The organism is Nocardia sp. NPDC019395 (genome assembly GCF_040632335.1).
Lineage (GTDB): Bacteria > Actinomycetota > Actinomycetes > Mycobacteriales > Mycobacteriaceae > Nocardia.
In genome coordinates, this window is record NZ_JBEYBT010000003.1 from 100,157 (window position 1) to 117,467 (window position 17,311).

Consider the following 17,311-nt stretch of genomic DNA (forward strand, 5'->3'; position numbering starts at 1 on the left):
TGGAAACAGTGACCACAACCCCTTTCCCTCCCGGCGCCCGGATCGAGGTTCGCGACGCGGAGTGGATCGTCCGGACCTGCGCGAAACTCGATCGCGATGGTGAGGCAGACGATTACCGGATCACCGCTGTGGGTGCCTCGGAGTTCGTGCGCGACGAAGAGGCGGTGTTCTTCACCGACCTCGATCGCAATATCAGCCTGCTGCGTCCCGAGGACACGATCCTCGAGCAGGACGAGACGAGGCGTTTCGCCAAGAGCCGCCTCTTCCTCGAAGCCGTGCTGCGCCGAACTCCGCTCCCGCAGACCGAGAAAGGTCTGGCGCTGGCCGACCGATTCCTGCTGGACCCGCTCGTCTATCAGCAGCGCCCGGCCGTGAAGGCGCTGCAGGCGCTGCGCCCGCGGATCCTGCTCGCCGACGTGGTCGGCCTCGGTAAGACCCTCGAAGTCGGCCTCATCCTGGCGGAGCTGATCCGTCGGGGCCGGGGTGAGCGGATTCTGGTGGTCACCCCGCAGCAGGTGCTCGAACAGTTCCAGCGCGAACTGTGGACACGGTTCGCGATCCCGCTGATCCGCTTGGATTCGGTGGGTATCGAACGTATTCAGCGTGATATTCCCGCCGGTCGCAACCCGTTCACCTACTACAAGCGGATCATCGTCTCGATCGACACCCTGAAGAACGAGGGCAAATACGGTCAGCATCTGGAGAAGATGTCGTGGGATGCGGTCGTCATCGACGAATCACACAATCTGATCGGCGAGCAGAGCCTGCGTAACAAACTGGCCCGGTTGCTGGCCCGGCAGACCGATGCCCTGCTGCTGGCCAGCGCGACCCCGCACAACGGCAACAGCGAATCCTTTGCCGAGCTGATCCGGATGCTCGACCCGGCCGCCATCGCGGACAGTTCGAACTATCAGGCCGGCGATATCGCGAACCTGTATATCCGGCGCACCAAGACAGATTCCGAAGTCCGCAATCAGATCGGCACGAAATGGCCGGACCGCGGCCCCTCGGTGCCTATTCGCTGTTCCGCTACCCCGGCGGAGGAGAAGATCTTCGCCGAGCTCACCGAGGTATGGATGGCCGATGACCAGCGGGTGGACGGCCCGGTGGTCGGGTCGGCGAACCGCCTGTTCCCCTATACCTTGCTCAAGCAGTTCCTATCCTCGCATCACGCACTGGCCAAGACCGTGAAGAACCGGTTGAAATCGGCGACCGAACAGCGGGAGATCGATGCGCTGAATGTTCTGCAGCAACTGACCGCGCAGATGACCGACGACGATTCGGCGAAACTGGCGGCGCTGGTGCGGGAGTTGAAGGAGATCGGGGTAGGTCCGCGCTCCGCTACCCGCGCGGTGGTGTTCTCCGAGAGCATCGAAACCGTCAACTGGCTGCACGACCGGCTTCCCCGCATCCTGAAGCTGCCCACGGCAGCGGTCGACAAACTGCTCGGCAACGGGATGTCGGATACGACCCAGCAGGAGATCATCGAACGCTTCGGGCTTTCCGACAGCCCGGTCCGCATCCTGGTGACCACCGATGTCACCTCCGAGGGCGTCAACCTGCACCGTCAGTGTCACCACCTGATCCACTACGACGTGCCGTGGAGCTTGATCCGGATCGAACAGCGAAACGGGCGTATCGACCGCTACGGCCAGCAGTATCAGCCCCAGTTCAAGGCCCTCATCCTCACCTCGTCGCTGGAAGGCGCCAAGGATGATCGAACAGTTGCCGAGAAACTGCTCGCGAAAGAGGAAGCCGCACATCGCAGTATCGGCACCGCCGAAGCGGTGACCGGTGAGTATCGTCCGGAGCGCGAGGAGAAGCGACTCATCCAAGACCTGCTCGAGGGCAAGACCGTCGAGGAATCCCTGGAGGAACGACCCCTGGGCGATCTGCTCGCGGATCTGCTCGGTTCGGTCGGCGTGGACCCGGTGGACGCAGACCCGGAGCCGGCCGATGTGCCGCGACTGTTCGAGAGCACCGAGAAATTCGTGAAGGAAGCCATCGGTTCCCTCGACCTGCTCGGTGACCTCGAGGACGACGGCGAAATGCTCGCCTTCACGCCGCCGCCGGACCTCGTACACCGCCTGTCCGCTCTGCCGGCCGACTACCTGCGCAAACACAAGATCAAAGACCGGATGAAGGTGACCTTCGACCGGGAACTCGCCCAGCGGAAGCTCACCGAGGCCCGCGACACCAAAACCATGTGGCCGGAGATCGCCTACCTATCGGATCTGCATCCGCTGGTGGAGTGGGTGACGGACAAGGTGCTGGTCCGGCTGGGCCGGCAGAAAGCCCCCGTGATCGTCGCGGCCGTGGACGAACCTGTGTTTCTCATCCAGGGCATCTATTCCAACACTCTCGGCCAGCCCACCGTCGTGGAGTGGATGGCGGTGACCAGCGCGGGGGTGAAGCCGGAAGCGATGACCGACGTGCTGACGGCGGCACGCGTGGGCCCCGGGATGACCAACACCGGCCGACCCCTCGACCTCGCACCCCTCCAGGAAAAGATCGGGGAAGTGGTGGCCCTCGCGCGCACCCACCTGGAGAACCAGCGCAGCAAGTACGACGCCGAAGTGGTCGCCCCGTTGAACGACTACCGCGGCAAATTGCACGACTGGGAACAGCTCACTCTCGACGGCCTGGATGCCGGGCAGCTCACCCGGAAACGGAAGTCCGTCGACGAAACCGTCGAGCGCCAGCAGCGGCTGCTCGACGCCATGCAGACCACCGGCGCACCCTTGCTGCGGGTGCTCGCCGTTCTCGTTCCGGAGCAGGAGGCAGCGCGGTGAGGCTCGACTCCCTCGTCAATCGCGGCGACTATTTCTCGGCCCACTACCTGGCCGAGGTGTTGCCGAAGGACTTGAAGAAGAAGGACGGCCTGCTGGCCCGCTGGACCGAGCGGGAGAAGCAGTACCGCCTCGACCAGGAAAGCGCGAAACAGGACCGGCCAAGCCAGGGTGCACAAGACCGGTCCGCTGAAGAGCCGGGCTCGGAGAGCGAGGACAAGCCCGGATGGGTGACCCCGCGCCAGGGCCTGCGCGCGCTCGGCAAACCGTATTTCGCCGACCGCCCCTACTTCGCCGACCTCGACACCCGCCGCCTGGACGGAGAAACCTTCACCCCCGCCGAAACCGGCGAATGGCACAAGAAGCTCCACGAACTGCACGGTGATGTGCTGCGCGCACTCGGCTACGATGCCCGGCCACAGGAACTGACCGTCGAGCGTGCGGGCCGCGAACACACCGTCCAGGTCGCCTATGCGGACGAGCATTTGATAGCCGTCGAGTGCGGGTGGTCGGTGGAGGTGGATGCTGCCCTCGACGAAGAACAGGCCGGCCACCTGCTGGACCCGGTACCGCTCGACAACCGCGAGGAGATCACCTCCGGTAGCAAACTCGCCCGCTGGCTGTTCGCCGGCGACACCCCGCCCCGCTACGTGCTCATCCTCGCAGGCGGCGTGGTGATACTCGCCGACCGCGCCACCTGGGGGGAGGGGCGTTTCCTCGGTGTGAGCCTCGATATCGCCCTGGGCCGCAACGATGTCGACGAACTGTCCGTAATCGCCGCACTCTTCGGCGCGGACTCTTTGCTCCCGCCCGAGGAAGGCGGCGCCGAACCACTCGCGGATCTGCTGAGCAACTCCCGCAACCATGCGGTCGGTGTCTCGAAGGATCTGCGGGACGGGCTGAAGAAATCGGTCGAACTCATCGCCAACGAAGTCCTCGCCCGCATCCGCGAACAAGGTGCCCGTCCCGAAGACATCATGGAACCCGCCACCCTCGCCAAGGAGCTGGGGCGGGAATCCTTGCGCTACCTGTATCGCATCCTGTTCCTCCTGTACGCCGAAGCCCGTCCCGAACTGGGCATCTTGCCCACCGACGACCCCGACTACGGCAAGGGATACAGCCTCGCTCGCCTCGGCGACCTCGTGATCCGGGACCTCACCGGTGAGGAGGCACGCGACAGCCTGCACCTGTACGAATCGCTGGATCTGCTGTTCCGTCTGGTGAACCGCGGGCATCGGCGGCGCACGGGGGAGGTGGTCTCCGAAGGGGAGGGGCTGCGGTTCGAGCCGATGCGTTCGGACCTGTTCGAACCCGACGCGATCACACTCATCCGCAAGAATCTATCCCTGGATGACGACGAGGACCGCACCGTCGACACCCGGCTGCGCAACGGCTGCCTGTATCAGGTACTGCGCAAACTCATGCTCGCCAAAGGCCGGCGGAAGGAACGCGGCGGGTTCATCTCATACGCCCAGCTCGGCATCAACCAGCTCGGCGCGGTGTACGAGGGGCTGATGTCGTATACCGGCTTCATCGCCACCGAGGATCTGTTCGAGGTGGCGAAGAACGGAGACCCCAAGGACGGGTCGTGGATGATTCCCGCTTCGAAGGAAAACGACTATCCGGAAGAGGTCTTTGTTCACCGCAAGGACGAGGACGGGACGAAACTCGAAGAGAAGCAACGCTACCCGCAGGGCACCTTCGTCTACCGCCTCGCCGGCCGCGACCGGGAAACCAGCGCCTCCTACTACACCCCTGAATCGCTCACCAAGGTAACCGTCCAGCTCGCCCTGAAATACCGCCTTGACCAGGACGGTACGACCACCACCGCCGAGGAGATCCTGGGCTGGAAGATCTGCGAACCCGCCCTCGGCTCGGGGGCGTTTCTCAACGAAGCCATTAACCAGGTAGCAGCCGAATACCTCAAACGGCGGCAGCGGGAACTCGGACGCGACATCGACCCCGAACGGTACGAAGAAGAACTGCAGAAGACGAAAGCGTACATCGCGCTGCACAACTCGTACGGTGTGGACCTGAACGAGACGGCCGTGGAACTGGCCGAGGTCTCTCTGTGGCTCAATGTCATGCACCCCGGCCTGCAAGCACCATGGTTCGGCCTGCACCTGCGGCGCGGTAACTCGCTCATTGGCGCCGGGCGCAAGGTGTACGACATGGCCCAGTTGACCAAGGGACAATGGCTCACCCAGGCGCCCGAGGACCTACCGTTCTCCGCTGGGCCGGTGCCGCCCGGGAAGATCCACCACTTCCTGCTGCCCGCCGACGGGTGGGGTGCGGTGGCCGGGGCCAAGGAGGCCAAAGCCCTCGCGCCAGAGGAAGCCGCGCAGTTGGGTGCTTGGCGGAAGGGGATCAAGAAACGGGTCGCCGGGCCGAGTAAGAACGGGACGCCCTCCAAGCAGATGCAGCGGCTGCGGGGGTTGTCGCGGCGGGTGGAATTCCTGTGGGACCTGGTGATTCAGCGGCTCACGATCTCGGAACGGGAGATCAGCCGCAAGATCGACGTGTGGGGGGCGGACTGGATCACGCAGCCGGACAACGCGGTGCCGAAGGAGAAGGTATACCAGGACCTCACCGCACCCGGAACGCCGTTCTGGCGATTGAAGCAGGTGATGGATGCCTGGTGCGCGCTCTGGTTCTGGCCGTTGGACAAGGCCGGACTGCTCGACGGGAGCGATATGCGATACGAGCATGAGCTCAACGCGAGTTCGCTGCTGGAGTCGATCGTTCCGATACCCGCCGAGCCGGCAAGGTCTCACACGCTGAGCGGGTCCGAACAGGTCTTCGTGACGGAATCCCTGTTCGATGTGGACAACGAACAGATGGTGTTGGCAGGGTTCGCGGACGCGAAGGTAGACACCCCGAAGAAAAAAACCACACCCAAACCCAAACTCCCAGCGGTCCGCGACGTCATACCCCTGAAGAACCTCGACGACTGGTTGGATTTCGCCGAGGCAGTACTGGGCCGAGATGATGCCCCAAAGGACTCCCTCATCAGCAATTTTACTGACCTATACTCGCTGTCAGAGTATGAGGACCAATTGCCGATGGATATGGTCATGGACTCGGAATTTAAGGTTGCTGATCGTTTTCCATGGCTGAGCGAGGTTAAATCGATAGCAGACCAATATGGGTTTTTCCACTGGGAGCTATATTTTGCCAATGCGTTTATGCAAGGCGGGTTCGATCTGCAAGTAGGAAACCCTCCATGGTTCCGGCCGAGGTGGGAAGAAAGTCCCATATTCGCCGAAATGGATCCCTGGTTTGCTATGGCGGATATGCCTGATGTGGAAGAGCTTGCAGACCGAAAGAATGTCCTGCTCAAATCTGATACGGTGTTCGCCTTCGTGGGGCGTGAGCTCGCGTTGATGGCTGGGTCGGTTGAGTATCTGGGTGGTGGTGTCGCGTATCCGCTCCTTTCGGGCACACAGCCCGATCTATACCGGGCATTTATGTGTAGAATCTGGGACAACTTAGGTGCGGCGGGAACTGCGGGTCTTATACATCCAGATTCCCATTTTGGTGGCGTTAAGGAAGGGCTACTTCGAGCGCAATCGTTCCACCATCTCAGAGTTCATGCAAAATTTATAAATGCTGCAAACTGGGCCTTTGAAGACCTCAGTCGTACCCAGGAATTTGGCCTGCATGTCTACGGGCAGGGTCGAGATGTGGACTTCGTTCACTTCTCGGACCTCTACGGCGCTGACGTTATCCTGCGATCGTTCGAGCATCACGGTGGCGGGCCTTTGCCCGGAATAAAATACCAGGGCAAGTGGGACGTGCGACCGCATAGTGCGCGCATGATCCATGTCAACGAGGAAGCGCTCTTTGAGTGGAAGCGACTTCTTGGAGGTGGAGAACACCCCACTGATGAAACCCAACTTCTATACCCTATCACCACCGCAGAGGCGGCGGCTATCGAAGCGCTCTCGCATTGTAGTCTGCGCCTGTCGAAGCTCGATCCAAGAATAAGTCGAGGGTTCGATGAATCTAACGGCAAGAAGTCTGGTTTGATTCGCTGGAGCCCAGGTCCTAGGTCATCGCTGGAGGAAGTAATTCTTCAGGGTCCTCATATATTGGGTGCGACACCATATGCCAAGCAGCCTCCCAATTTCAAGAGTTCGGATCGACCTCAAGATCTGACCAAATTGGCGCAGGATGCTGTACATGCCACAAACTACGAACGAGCGTGTGACTCTGAGGAATATCGTGCCGCGCAGGATGTCTGGTGCGACTCCGAAGGCATTCCTCGCCCCTATACTGAGTATTATCGTCTTGCATGGCGTGAAATGATTCCATTCAATGGAGAGCGATCTCTTTTTGCGGCTTTACTTCCGCCGGGACCCGCACATATTCATGCTGTTCGATCGATGGCGACGAACAGTAGATTGGAAACCGCGTTAGTGGCGGGATTCTGGGCTTCTCTTCCGCTTGACTATCTACTTCGAATAACTGGAAAGGGCCATCTAGACGTCACAGATGCTAACGCTATGCCCGCGCCTTATCCCCATCATATTCTGGCTCAAGCGTTGGTTCTCAGGGTGCTGAGACTAAACTGCCTAACGACCGCTTACTCCGAACTTTGGCAGGATCTCTATTGTCCGGAGTGGCGGGTGGAGCAGTGGGCGATTGATTGGCCAATGCTACCCTCGCTCGGTGTTGTAGAACCAAGGTGGTCCTACAATACACCGTTGCGCTCGGAATACGCTCGACGAGCTGCTCTCGTTGAAATTGACGCGCTGGTCTCCCTTTGGCTCGGCATGACAGACGAGCAGCTCATAGCGATCTACGATGCTCGATACCCCGTCTTATCGGACTATGAGGCGCAGGTTTGGTTTGATGCTGGAGGCCGAAAGATTGCCGGTAACTACAATGCCTATGGTCACGGTCAAACCAAGGCACACTTCCAGCAGCTCATGGACCATCTGGACACGGAGATAAACGGTCCAGTTCCAGAGGGCTATTCGGCTCCCTTCTACAAGGCTGACCGCGAGGCCGAATACCGCCAGGCCCACGCCCACTTTGCCGAGCGTCTGCGCGCGGCAGGGTACCCCGTTCCAGGTACACCCGACAGCGAGGAGAACCTTGCATGAAACCCACGCTGGCGGCTGAAGAGCTTCGGAAGAGCGTCACTCAGTACCTCACCACTACTTTCGCTCTCGCGGAACTTCCGGTGCGTGAGGCGCTGGAGCGGTTCCTGGAACATCCCCAGCAGGGCATCTTCCGCGGCCCCTACCTGCGTATCCGCACCAAGTTCCGCAAGGTCGATGAGCAGACCTGGCGGAACCCACTCGAGTGGACCCCCACTGGTTTCGTTCCTCACCTGCACCAGGCCCAGGCTTGGCAGCGGCTGAGCACCAACGGTAAGAAAGCCGCACCGTCGCTCATCACCACCGGCACCGGTTCGGGTAAGACCGAGTCGTTTCTCATTCCGGTACTTGATCATTGCCGGCGGGAGCGCGCTGCTGGCCACCACAGGGTAAAGGCCGTCTTCCTCTACCCGATGAATGCCCTCGCCACCGATCAGGCGCAGCGGATCAATGAACTGCTCACGCAGGCCGGGATGGAGCAGGTGACCGCGGCGCTCTATATCGGTGATACCCCGGAGGTAGGTTATCCGAAGGTGATGACGGTGCGGTCGGAGATCCGGCGCAATCCGCCCGATGTGCTGATCACCAACTACAAGATGCTCGATCTGTTGTTGCAGCGGGCCGATGATTTGCCGTTGTGGGAGGACGCGCGGATCGCCTACGTGGTGGTGGACGAATTCCACACCTATGACGGTGCTCAGGCCACCGATGTGGCGATGCTGTTGCGGCGGTTGGCCGCTGCCACGGGGCATTCGCGGCCGGGTGCGCCACTGGGTGATATCTGTCCGGTCGCCACCTCGGCGACGCTCGGTGAGGGCGGGGACGGGGCGGTGATTCGGCAAGTTGCCGAAACTGTGTTCGGTGTGCCGTTCGACGAGCAGTCGGTTATCGGGGAGAGCCGCCTCGCGGTAGGCGATTTCGTCGATGAGCTCGATTTGGCATTGCCGCTACCCTCTCCGGAAGAGCTGTTCGCATGCCCGGACCCGCTGCGGTATCCAGGGGCGCTCAACGATATCGCCGAAGTGGTTACCGGGATGTCGGGGCTCAACCCGGCCGAGCTCGGCAGTGTGCTGCGCAAGCATATTCTTACCCACGCGGTTCTGGAGATACTCAACGAGCAGCCCCCGCGCGGGCGGCCGCGCACGATGGCCGAGATCCTGGAATCGCTGCCGAAGCGCGGCGCCTACAGTTGGGGCGCCACCATTCGGGATAACCCGCGGAAGGCGGCGGTGGCGCTGGCGCGGTTCGTCGCGTTGCTGTCGGAGGCGCGTGATCCGGAGGATCCTCGCCGGCCGTTGCTGCTCATCGAAAGCCATATCTGGGCGCGTGCGGTGTCGCGGCTGCTGCGGCTGGTCGACACCGTGCCGGCTTTCGCATGGGAAGGAGAACCACTCGTCCTTGACGATGATTCGCTCATGGAGTCGCTCGGCAAGACGTTGTTGCCTGCCGTCTACTGCAGGCATTGTGGTCGGTCTGGTTGGGCGGCGTATTCCCCGGAGCGCGACCCGGCCGAGCTGATGGTGAGCCCGGACAAGATCTACCGCTCCAACGTCGGGATGGAGCGCAAGCGTGTCCGGCCGTTCATCAAGGCCACCGAGCAGGAGGTTGCGGCCGCGGTGCGGGGGCTGCTGATCCTGGAGCTGGATCGGGTGCGGCCCTTCGATCCGGCCGAGAAGTACGACAACAAGACTGTGTTCGTACTGGGTGATGTCGGCACCGGTACGGAATCCAACCGGAATGCCGAGAAAGACCGCTGCCCTGCCTGCGGTATCGACCAGGGCATCCGGTTCCTCGGTGCGGGTCTGGCCAGTCTTGCGTCGGTGACGATTTCCCAGTTGTTCTCGCGGGATCAGCTCGAGCCGGCACAGCGGAAAACGCTGATGTTCAACGACTCCGTACAGGATGCCGCCCACCGGGCCGGCTTCGTCGCCAACCGCTCGTATGCCTTCTCGTTGCGCCGGCTCATCACCAGCCGCCTCGACCCGGAGGCGCCGATTCTGCTCCACGATCTGATCGCGGATATCGTGGCGGCGGCCACCGAGGCCGAGGTGCTGCCGGCCGTGGTGCCACCCGATCTGCACGATCTGCCCGAAATCGACGCCATCCTCGCCGAGGAGACCAGCGGCACGGGGCAGGCCTGGGATCTGATCGGGGAGCGGCTGGCCTTCCAGACCATCCTCGAATTCGGATTGCGGTCCCGGCAGGGCCGAACACTCGAGCTCACGGGCACCGCCGCTGCCGAAGTGGTTCTGGAGGATCCGTTGGCGATAGCGGAGCTGGTCCGGGCGGCGCATATGCAGGTCAATGGGCAGATCGAGCTGCAATCACCGGAGCGGTATCTCGTGTTCGTACGCGGCCTGCTCGAGCGGATGCGCTATCGCGGGGCGATCAAACACCGATGGTTGGAGAGGTGGCTTGCCGTCGCCGGCACGAAACGGTTCGGCACCGTCTGGGGCCACCGCCCGGACGGTATGCCCGCGTTTGTGCGCGATATGTCGGCTCCTACGTTTGTCCGGGATCGCGCGAAGAAGGGCTCCGAATTCGACGGTATCGAATCCGATCAGAGCTGGATGCAGGACTGGGCAACTCGCTGCCTGAAGTTGGGGCGCGGCCAGGCGGGCGACTTCCTTTCCCGGCTGTTACCACTGCTCGCGACGGAGAAGGTGATCGCCAAGCGGGTCGCCGACGACGGTGCCACCCAGTTGTACGGGTTGCAGCCGGGGCACGTCCGGGTTCGGTTCCTCGCGCCGGAGGAGGTCGAAGCCGCGGGTATCGGTTGCGACCGATGCTCCTGGCAACAGACCGTGCCTCCGGAACAGTTCGACGAATGGCTCGGGCAGCCCTGCCCCCGCTACCGCTGTGGCGGGACTCTCGCGGTGCGCGGCCTCCTTGACCGGAACGACTACTACCGTCACTTGTATCTGGGCACGCCGTTCCGTGTGGTGACTGCCGAACACACCGGCGCGCTCACCCGGGCTCAGCGTGAACAGGTCGAGCAGCAGTTCAAGGCCGGAACGCGCTACAACAATCCGAACGTGCTGTCCTGCACACCCACGCTCGAACTCGGTATCGATATCGGGGAACTGTCGGCGGTGGTGCTGGCCTCGCTCCCGCCGGGGCCGGCAAACTATGTGCAGCGGGTCGGCCGTGCGGGGCGGCGTACCGGAAACGCCTTCCTGGTCACTCTCGTCGGCCGGCGGGCACGCGACCTGTATTTCCTCGATCAGCCGCTCGCCATGATCGACGGCGATATCATCCCGCCGGGGAGCTACCTGTCGGCCGTGGAAATCCTGCATCGCCAATACTTCGCGCATCTCGTCGACCTCGCGGCCCGAGGCCGCCTGCCCGGAGTATTGCCACTACCGCATCGCGCGTCGGCCTTGTTCGGTGCGACCGGCTGGCTGGCGAGCTTCGTTCCCGCCGCGCTTGGCTCCGGCGCTGTCGAGGCCTTCCTCGGACTCTTCGGCGAAACGGTGAACGATGCCGCCGCGGCCGACCTGCGCGCGTTTGCGGCGTCGGGTCTTGCCGCGGCCGTGACGCAGGCCGAACAGGCATGGGACGAACGCCTGGCCGATCTGCGCGAACGAACCAAGCTAATCGACACGGCGCTGGAGAACTCCCAGGACGACGCGGACAACCGGATCGTGAAACGGTCCATGCAGGCCGAGCGCCGGGCCGTGACCAAGCGGATCGCCGAAGTCGGCCGGCAGAACGCCCAGGGAGCACTCGTCGAACTCGGGTTGTTGCCGAACTATTCGCTCATCGACTCTTCGACCACCTTGGAAGCCACAATTACCTGGGACGATGTCGGTGTAGACGGTGACCGCAACTACCACAGCGAGGTTCGTGAGTACCGCCGTCCGGCGCAGGCGGCGCTCACCGAACTCGCGCCCGACAACACCTTCTATATGCGCGGCTATGAGCACACGGTGAGCGGGCTCGATGTCGGGTCGCAGACCCGGCCGGCCTGGCAGCACTGGCGGGTGTGCCCGGAGTGCGGGTATGTCCGCACGAGCGGGGCAGCCGAGGACACCTCGCCCTGCCCGCGATGCCGCGCGCGCGATATCGGTGAAGTCGGCGCCCTGTACAAGGTGCTGCGGCCCACCCGGGTCACCGCGCATGACCGCCGCGACGACGCCCGTATCCGCGATGATCAGGACGACCGCAAACGCCGCTACTACGAGACCGCCGCGGCGGTCGATATCGATTCCGCCGATATCGCCGAAGGCTCCTGGCGTCACGCCACCTCGGTATTCGGTGTCGATTTCACGCGCCGTGCCATGATTCGCCGGTTCAACCTCGGAACCACACGCTACGACCGCCCGGCCACCGACCGGTTCGCCGGTGAGGGAGTGCGGCTCAACCCGTTCCACACCTGCCCGGCCTGTGGCGGAACCACTGTCGACGGACCGCCCCCGGCGTCGTCGAACGCGCTGGTCGCGCCGTCGATCTGGGAACCGGCGCGCAAGCATCACCGGCCCTGGTGCACCTACCGGCGTTCGGCCAAGGACGCGGACTACCTCGCGCTGATCCTTGCCCACGAACTCGAGACCGAGGCGCTCCGCATCCTGCTGCCGGTGGCGACCCTGCGTGCAGAAGAGAAAACCGCGACCTTCCAGGCCGCGCTGATGGCCGGAGTCGCCCGTAAATACGGCGGTGACCCCGACCATCTGAAGATCGTCACCGCCACGATGCCCGATCACGACACGGGCCGGCGGCGGCGCTTTCTGGTACTGCACGACGCCCTTCCAGGCGGTACCGGATACCTGCATCGTTTGTCCCACTCGACGGAATTCCGGGAGGTCCTCGAGGCTGCCCGCAATCTCGTGCGCGACTGCGACTGTCAGAACGAGGATCCACCCAAAGCTGCATGCCACCGGTGTTTGCTGGCGCATGTACCAGACGACCGACCTGATATGTACGACAAGGTGAGCCGGGTCGAGGCGCTCGAGATGCTCGACGAACTGCTCGTGGGCTGGAAGGTCGCGGCAGTGTCCGATACCGATCACATCTCGCTGTGGGATCAGGTGGAAAGTGAACTGGAGGCCCGTTTTCTCGACGGCCTCGAAAAGTGGGCGGCCCGCGACGACACTACCGGCACTCTGGCGCGGGCCGGACTGGTGAACGGAAAGCGAACTGCCGATCTGCGGCTTATCGGGCCGGACGGAACATCGCGGCACTGGAGGATGCTGCTGCAGAACACCATTCGTGGCACCCGTCCTGATGTGGTGTTCCGGTTGATCGATGACCTGCCTCAGGAGATCTCGATCTACCTCGACGGGTACGAATTCCACGCATCCCCGGCGTACAACCGGCTCGCCGACGACGCACGGAAACGGGCGAGACTGCGGGCGCATCGGGGATTGGTTTTCCAGATCACCTGGAACGATATCGAGGCGTGGGAGCAGCGCCGGTTCGCTCCGAATACATCACGGGAACCCCTGGTCGCGCCGTATCAGGGCAACGCGCAGAACTACGCGCGCGAACTCTATGCCAGGTCCGGCTCCGATCCCGACGATCTGGTGCGCACAATGTGGACCAATCCGGTCGACACATTGCTGGAGTATCTGGCAGATCCAGACCAGAAACGCTGGCTGGCTCGGGCCGAGGCCGTAGTGGCGGGGGCTGTGAAGACAGCTACTGCCCAAAGCCTCTCGAATGCCGACGGCGTCGCGGAACGTCTCGGGGCAGCGCTGCGCGGTGAGCAACTTCCCGCTGCCGCCGGCGGGAGGATCGCCACGGTGACGGCAGGGCATCTCGCCATCGTGCTGGATCAGCGAACCACTCCGGCCTGGACCGCGGCGATCGTCCTCGACGATCGCGACAGCACGATCACCGAGGACCAGACAGGGCACAGGAAGCGCTGGGCGAACTGGCTGTACTGGGGAAACCTCCTGCAGTTCCTGGACTTCGGGGCCGGCGACAGCGCCCAGCTGGCCCTATCAGCCCTCGACGAATTCGACGCGAACGCATTGGCTGCGGCAGGTGGGCCGGGCATCCTCACCGCACTGAGCTTGCAGCCGCTGGACGACGATCTGGTCGATAGAACCCTGCCCCCACCTCCACCACCCACCGATGCGGTTTCCGAACCGGAGCCCGTCCCCGCAAGCGGCGATATCCCGGACGAGTGGCGCGAACAACTGGACCTGATCGATCCCGATGAACCCGGTCTAGCCGAGCTGACGCATGAGCTGGCGGCACGTGCAGTCCCGGTTCCAGAGGTCGGATTCGAACTCGGAGAACAGGCTTGGCAGGCAGAATTGGCCTGGGCCGCAGATAAAGTCGGCGTAGTCCTGTCCACTGACTCGGAAGCGGACGCTTGTGCCGCCGCTTTCAAGGAAGCCGGCTGGGAGGTACGTGCCGCGGCGGACTGGACGGCTGATGAGCTCGCCGAACGGATCGGAGGGAAACGATGAGCGGTGCGACACTACGCATGCTCGACAAAGCGTACGACGAGATCATGAAGCTGCCCCGCTCGGTGAAGGGCGCAATCTACGATTTCCAGCACAAATTTCGTCACGATCCCACCACCACGGGGCTGCGATTCAAACAGCTGAAGGGGCACTCGCTGCTGTTCTCGGCGCGGGTCAACGACGATTACCGGGCGCTGTTGCTGCACGCCGGTAACCAGGACTATGTGATCGTCGCCGTGAAACCCCGGCAGGAGGTTTACGACAACCTCGACCGGTACTCTTACCAGATCAACCCGGTCAGTGGCGGTATCGAATTCGTCGACCTGGTCTCCGCGGAGACCGTCGTGCCCGAACCCGCAGCCGAAACTCCTGTGGCGACAGGACTGTTCGAAAAGTACTCCACCGAAACACTGCTCGAACTCGGGGTGGCCGAGCCGCTGCTGCCGCTGATCGCCAAGCTCACCACCGAGGATGAACTGGTGGCCCTCCTCTCCTATGCGCCCCAGCTCACCGGCGAAGTCCTGCTCGAGCTGTTCTACGGAAAGACACCCGAAGAGGTGATGGAACAGGTCACCACACCCGCCGCGGCTGCCGACCCGATCGACACAGAAGACTACCAATCCGCGCTGACCCGGCCGGCGACGGTGACCACTGCCGATACCGCACTGCAGGAGGTTCTGGAGGGCGGCGATTTCCAGCGCTGGAAGACGTTCCTGCATCCTACGCAGCGCAAGATCGTCGAACGTGATTACAAGGGACCCGCGCGGGTGAGTGGGGGACCAGGGACCGGGAAGACAATTGTAGCCTTGCACCGGGTGGTCCGGCTGGTCCGCGAACTCGAACCGGGTGGTGGAAAAGATGTTCTGCTCACCACGTTCAACACCAACCTTGCCGCCGACCTGCGCCAGCGGCTCATCGATCTCGCGGGACCAGAGGTTCTGGACCGGGTCGCCATAATTTCTGTCGACAAGCTCGCCGGGCAGGTCGTCTCGGAGGCTTCCGGTGGGGCCAGGCGCAGCGCGATTCCGGACGCGAAGGCAGTCGAGGAATGGCGGGAACTGCTCCTCGAGGACGGCACCGCCGAATGGGATGCCGAATTCCTGCACGACGAATGGACCGAAGTGATCCTCGGGCAAGGTGTCACCACCCGCGCCGCGTATTTCAAAGCCCGCCGCTCGGGCCGTGGACGGCGCATCGGCCGGGACGCACGCGCGGCGATCTGGCGGCTGGTCGAGCTGTATGTGCAGCGGCTCGACGCAAAGAATATGTGGACCTTCCGGCAGGTTTCCGAACGAGCTGCCCAGCTGGAAAGCGACCGAGTGCAAAGCGATAGCGGCGCTCCCCGGCGTTATCGGCATATCGTGGTCGACGAGGCCCAGGACCTCGACCCCACGCATTGGCGCCTGCTGCGCGCGATGGTCGCCGAAGGCACCAATGATCTCTTCATCGCCGGTGACACGCACCAGCGGCTCTACGGTCAGTATGTCTCGCTCGGACAGCTGGGCGTCAACATCCGCGGACGCTCGGCCAAGCTCACCTTGAGCTACCGCACCACCCACGAAATCCTCGGGCTCGCTTCCGCACTGCTCGGCGAGGAGGACTGGGACGATCTCGACGAAGGCAGCGACGACCTCACTGGGTTCCGCTCCGTGCTCCGCGGCGGGAATCCGGTGCTGCGGCACCACCCGACCTGGGAAGCTGAACTCGACGGACTCACCGAGGTGATCGAGGCCTGGCCCACCAGCTCGGTCGCGGTCGCGGTGCCGGAGCGGTGGATGGTCGGCGAGGTGGTGAAACGACTGGGACGTGACGATATCCATGCCACCGTTATCGGCCCTGACGGTCCGCGTGAGATCGACGCCTCGGTGCACGTGGGCACCATGCACAGGTTCAAGGGTCTCGAATATCAGCGCATGATTTTGGCAGGCGTGGCCGACAGTCTCGTGCCCGCCAAACGCGTACTCGAAATGAAGCATGCCGATCCGGTGCGATATCGGTCGGAGCTCAAACGCGCCCGGTCCCTGCTGTTCGTGGCCACCACCCGCGCCCGCGACACCGTGCTGATCACCTGGCACGGCAAGAAGAGCAGGTTCCTACCGTGACAGTGATCGCCGACCGCTACCGGATCACGTCCGCTATCGGTCGCGGCGGCATGGGGGAGGTGTGGACCGCCACCGATCTGCGCCTCAACCGCACGGTCGCGGTCAAATTGGTCTCCCGCGACTCCGCGGCCGATACCGAAGCACGCCGGCGATTCCACCGGGAGGCCCGGATAACCGCACGCCTACGTCATCCCGGAGTGCCGGCCGTCTACGATTTCGGCGGCAGCCACGAGCTGTACCTGGCAATGGAGCTGGTGGAGGGTGACAGCGTCGACTTGCTGCTCGGTGAGCGCGGCGCGCTACCGGCTTCCTGGGCGGCATGTATCGCTGCGCAGGTATGCGCGGTGCTGAGCGCCGCGCACCAGGTGCAGTTGGTGCACCGGGACTTGAAACCGGGAAATCTGGTCCTGGCACCCAGCGGCTTGATCAAGGTCATCGACTTCGGGGCGGCGGCGTCTCTGCTGCCTGGTGACTACTCGACGATCACCGAACTCGGCGACTTCCCGGGATCGCTCTATTACATGCCACCGGAAGTGCTCGAAGGCGCCCCCGCGACTCCAGCGGGTGACCTCTACTCGATCGGTTGTCTGCTCTACGAACTGCTCACCGGCTCGCGGCCGTTCGCATCGGGCAACCAACTCGCAGACCTGGAACGAAAGCAGGAGGGTGCGCTCGAACCGATGGATGGGGTGCCGGCTGAACTGGAAGGCCTCACCCGGCAGCTGCTCTCCGCACGTCCGGAGCACCGCCCTCCGGACAGTCGCAGCGTTCATAACCTGCTCGTTCCGTGGTGTAGGGACCTCCCTCCGTTACCGGGATGGGTGGGCGACGATATGTTCGCCGACCCCGTTCATCTGTACATGGGCGCGATACCCCGGATGCTGTAGGCGTCGCGAGGATAT

5 protein-coding genes are annotated in these 17,311 nt (G+C 63.3%); all 5 read left to right on the top strand.

What is annotated here, in order from left to right:
- Positions 1–8: 8 nt before the first annotated feature.
- Genes ABZ827_RS11645 through ABZ827_RS11665 form a run of 5 tightly spaced genes read left to right on the top strand, consistent with a single transcriptional unit; the run spans position 9 to position 17,296 of the window.
- Positions 9–2,792, top strand: a complete 2,784-nt coding sequence (locus tag ABZ827_RS11645; protein WP_357236084.1) for a DEAD/DEAH box helicase — start codon at positions 9–11, stop codon at positions 2,790–2,792.
- Positions 2,789–7,897 (top strand): hypothetical protein, encoded by a 5,109-nt coding sequence (locus ABZ827_RS11650; RefSeq protein WP_357236086.1) that lies wholly within the window; start codon positions 2,789–2,791, stop codon positions 7,895–7,897. Before ABZ827_RS11645 ends, ABZ827_RS11650 begins: the two co-directional genes overlap by 4 nt.
- Entirely contained in the window at positions 7,894–14,310 is a 6,417-nt protein-coding gene (locus ABZ827_RS11655) for a DEAD/DEAH box helicase (protein WP_357236088.1), read from the top strand. Before ABZ827_RS11650 ends, ABZ827_RS11655 begins: the two co-directional genes overlap by 4 nt.
- Entirely contained in the window at positions 14,307–16,409 is a 2,103-nt protein-coding gene (locus ABZ827_RS11660; protein ID WP_357236090.1) for a UvrD-helicase domain-containing protein, read from the top strand. The genes ABZ827_RS11655 and ABZ827_RS11660 overlap by 4 nt, the downstream gene beginning before the upstream one ends.
- Positions 16,406–17,296 carry a serine/threonine-protein kinase gene (locus tag ABZ827_RS11665; RefSeq protein ID WP_357236092.1) on the top strand — a complete coding sequence of 297 codons (891 nt, stop codon included), beginning with the start codon at positions 16,406–16,408 and terminating at the stop codon, positions 17,294–17,296. Before ABZ827_RS11660 ends, ABZ827_RS11665 begins: the two co-directional genes overlap by 4 nt.
- Positions 17,297–17,311: the final 15 nt, after the last annotated feature.

Excerpts from the sequence above, each read along its gene's own strand:
- ABZ827_RS11660 (WP_357236090.1), top strand. The coding sequence starts at position 14,307 with ATGAGCGGTGCGACACTACGCATGCTCGACAAAGCGTACGACGAGATC.
- ABZ827_RS11655 (WP_357236088.1), top strand. The coding sequence starts at position 7,894 with ATGAAACCCACGCTGGCGGCTGAAGAGCTTCGGAAGAGCGTCACTCAG.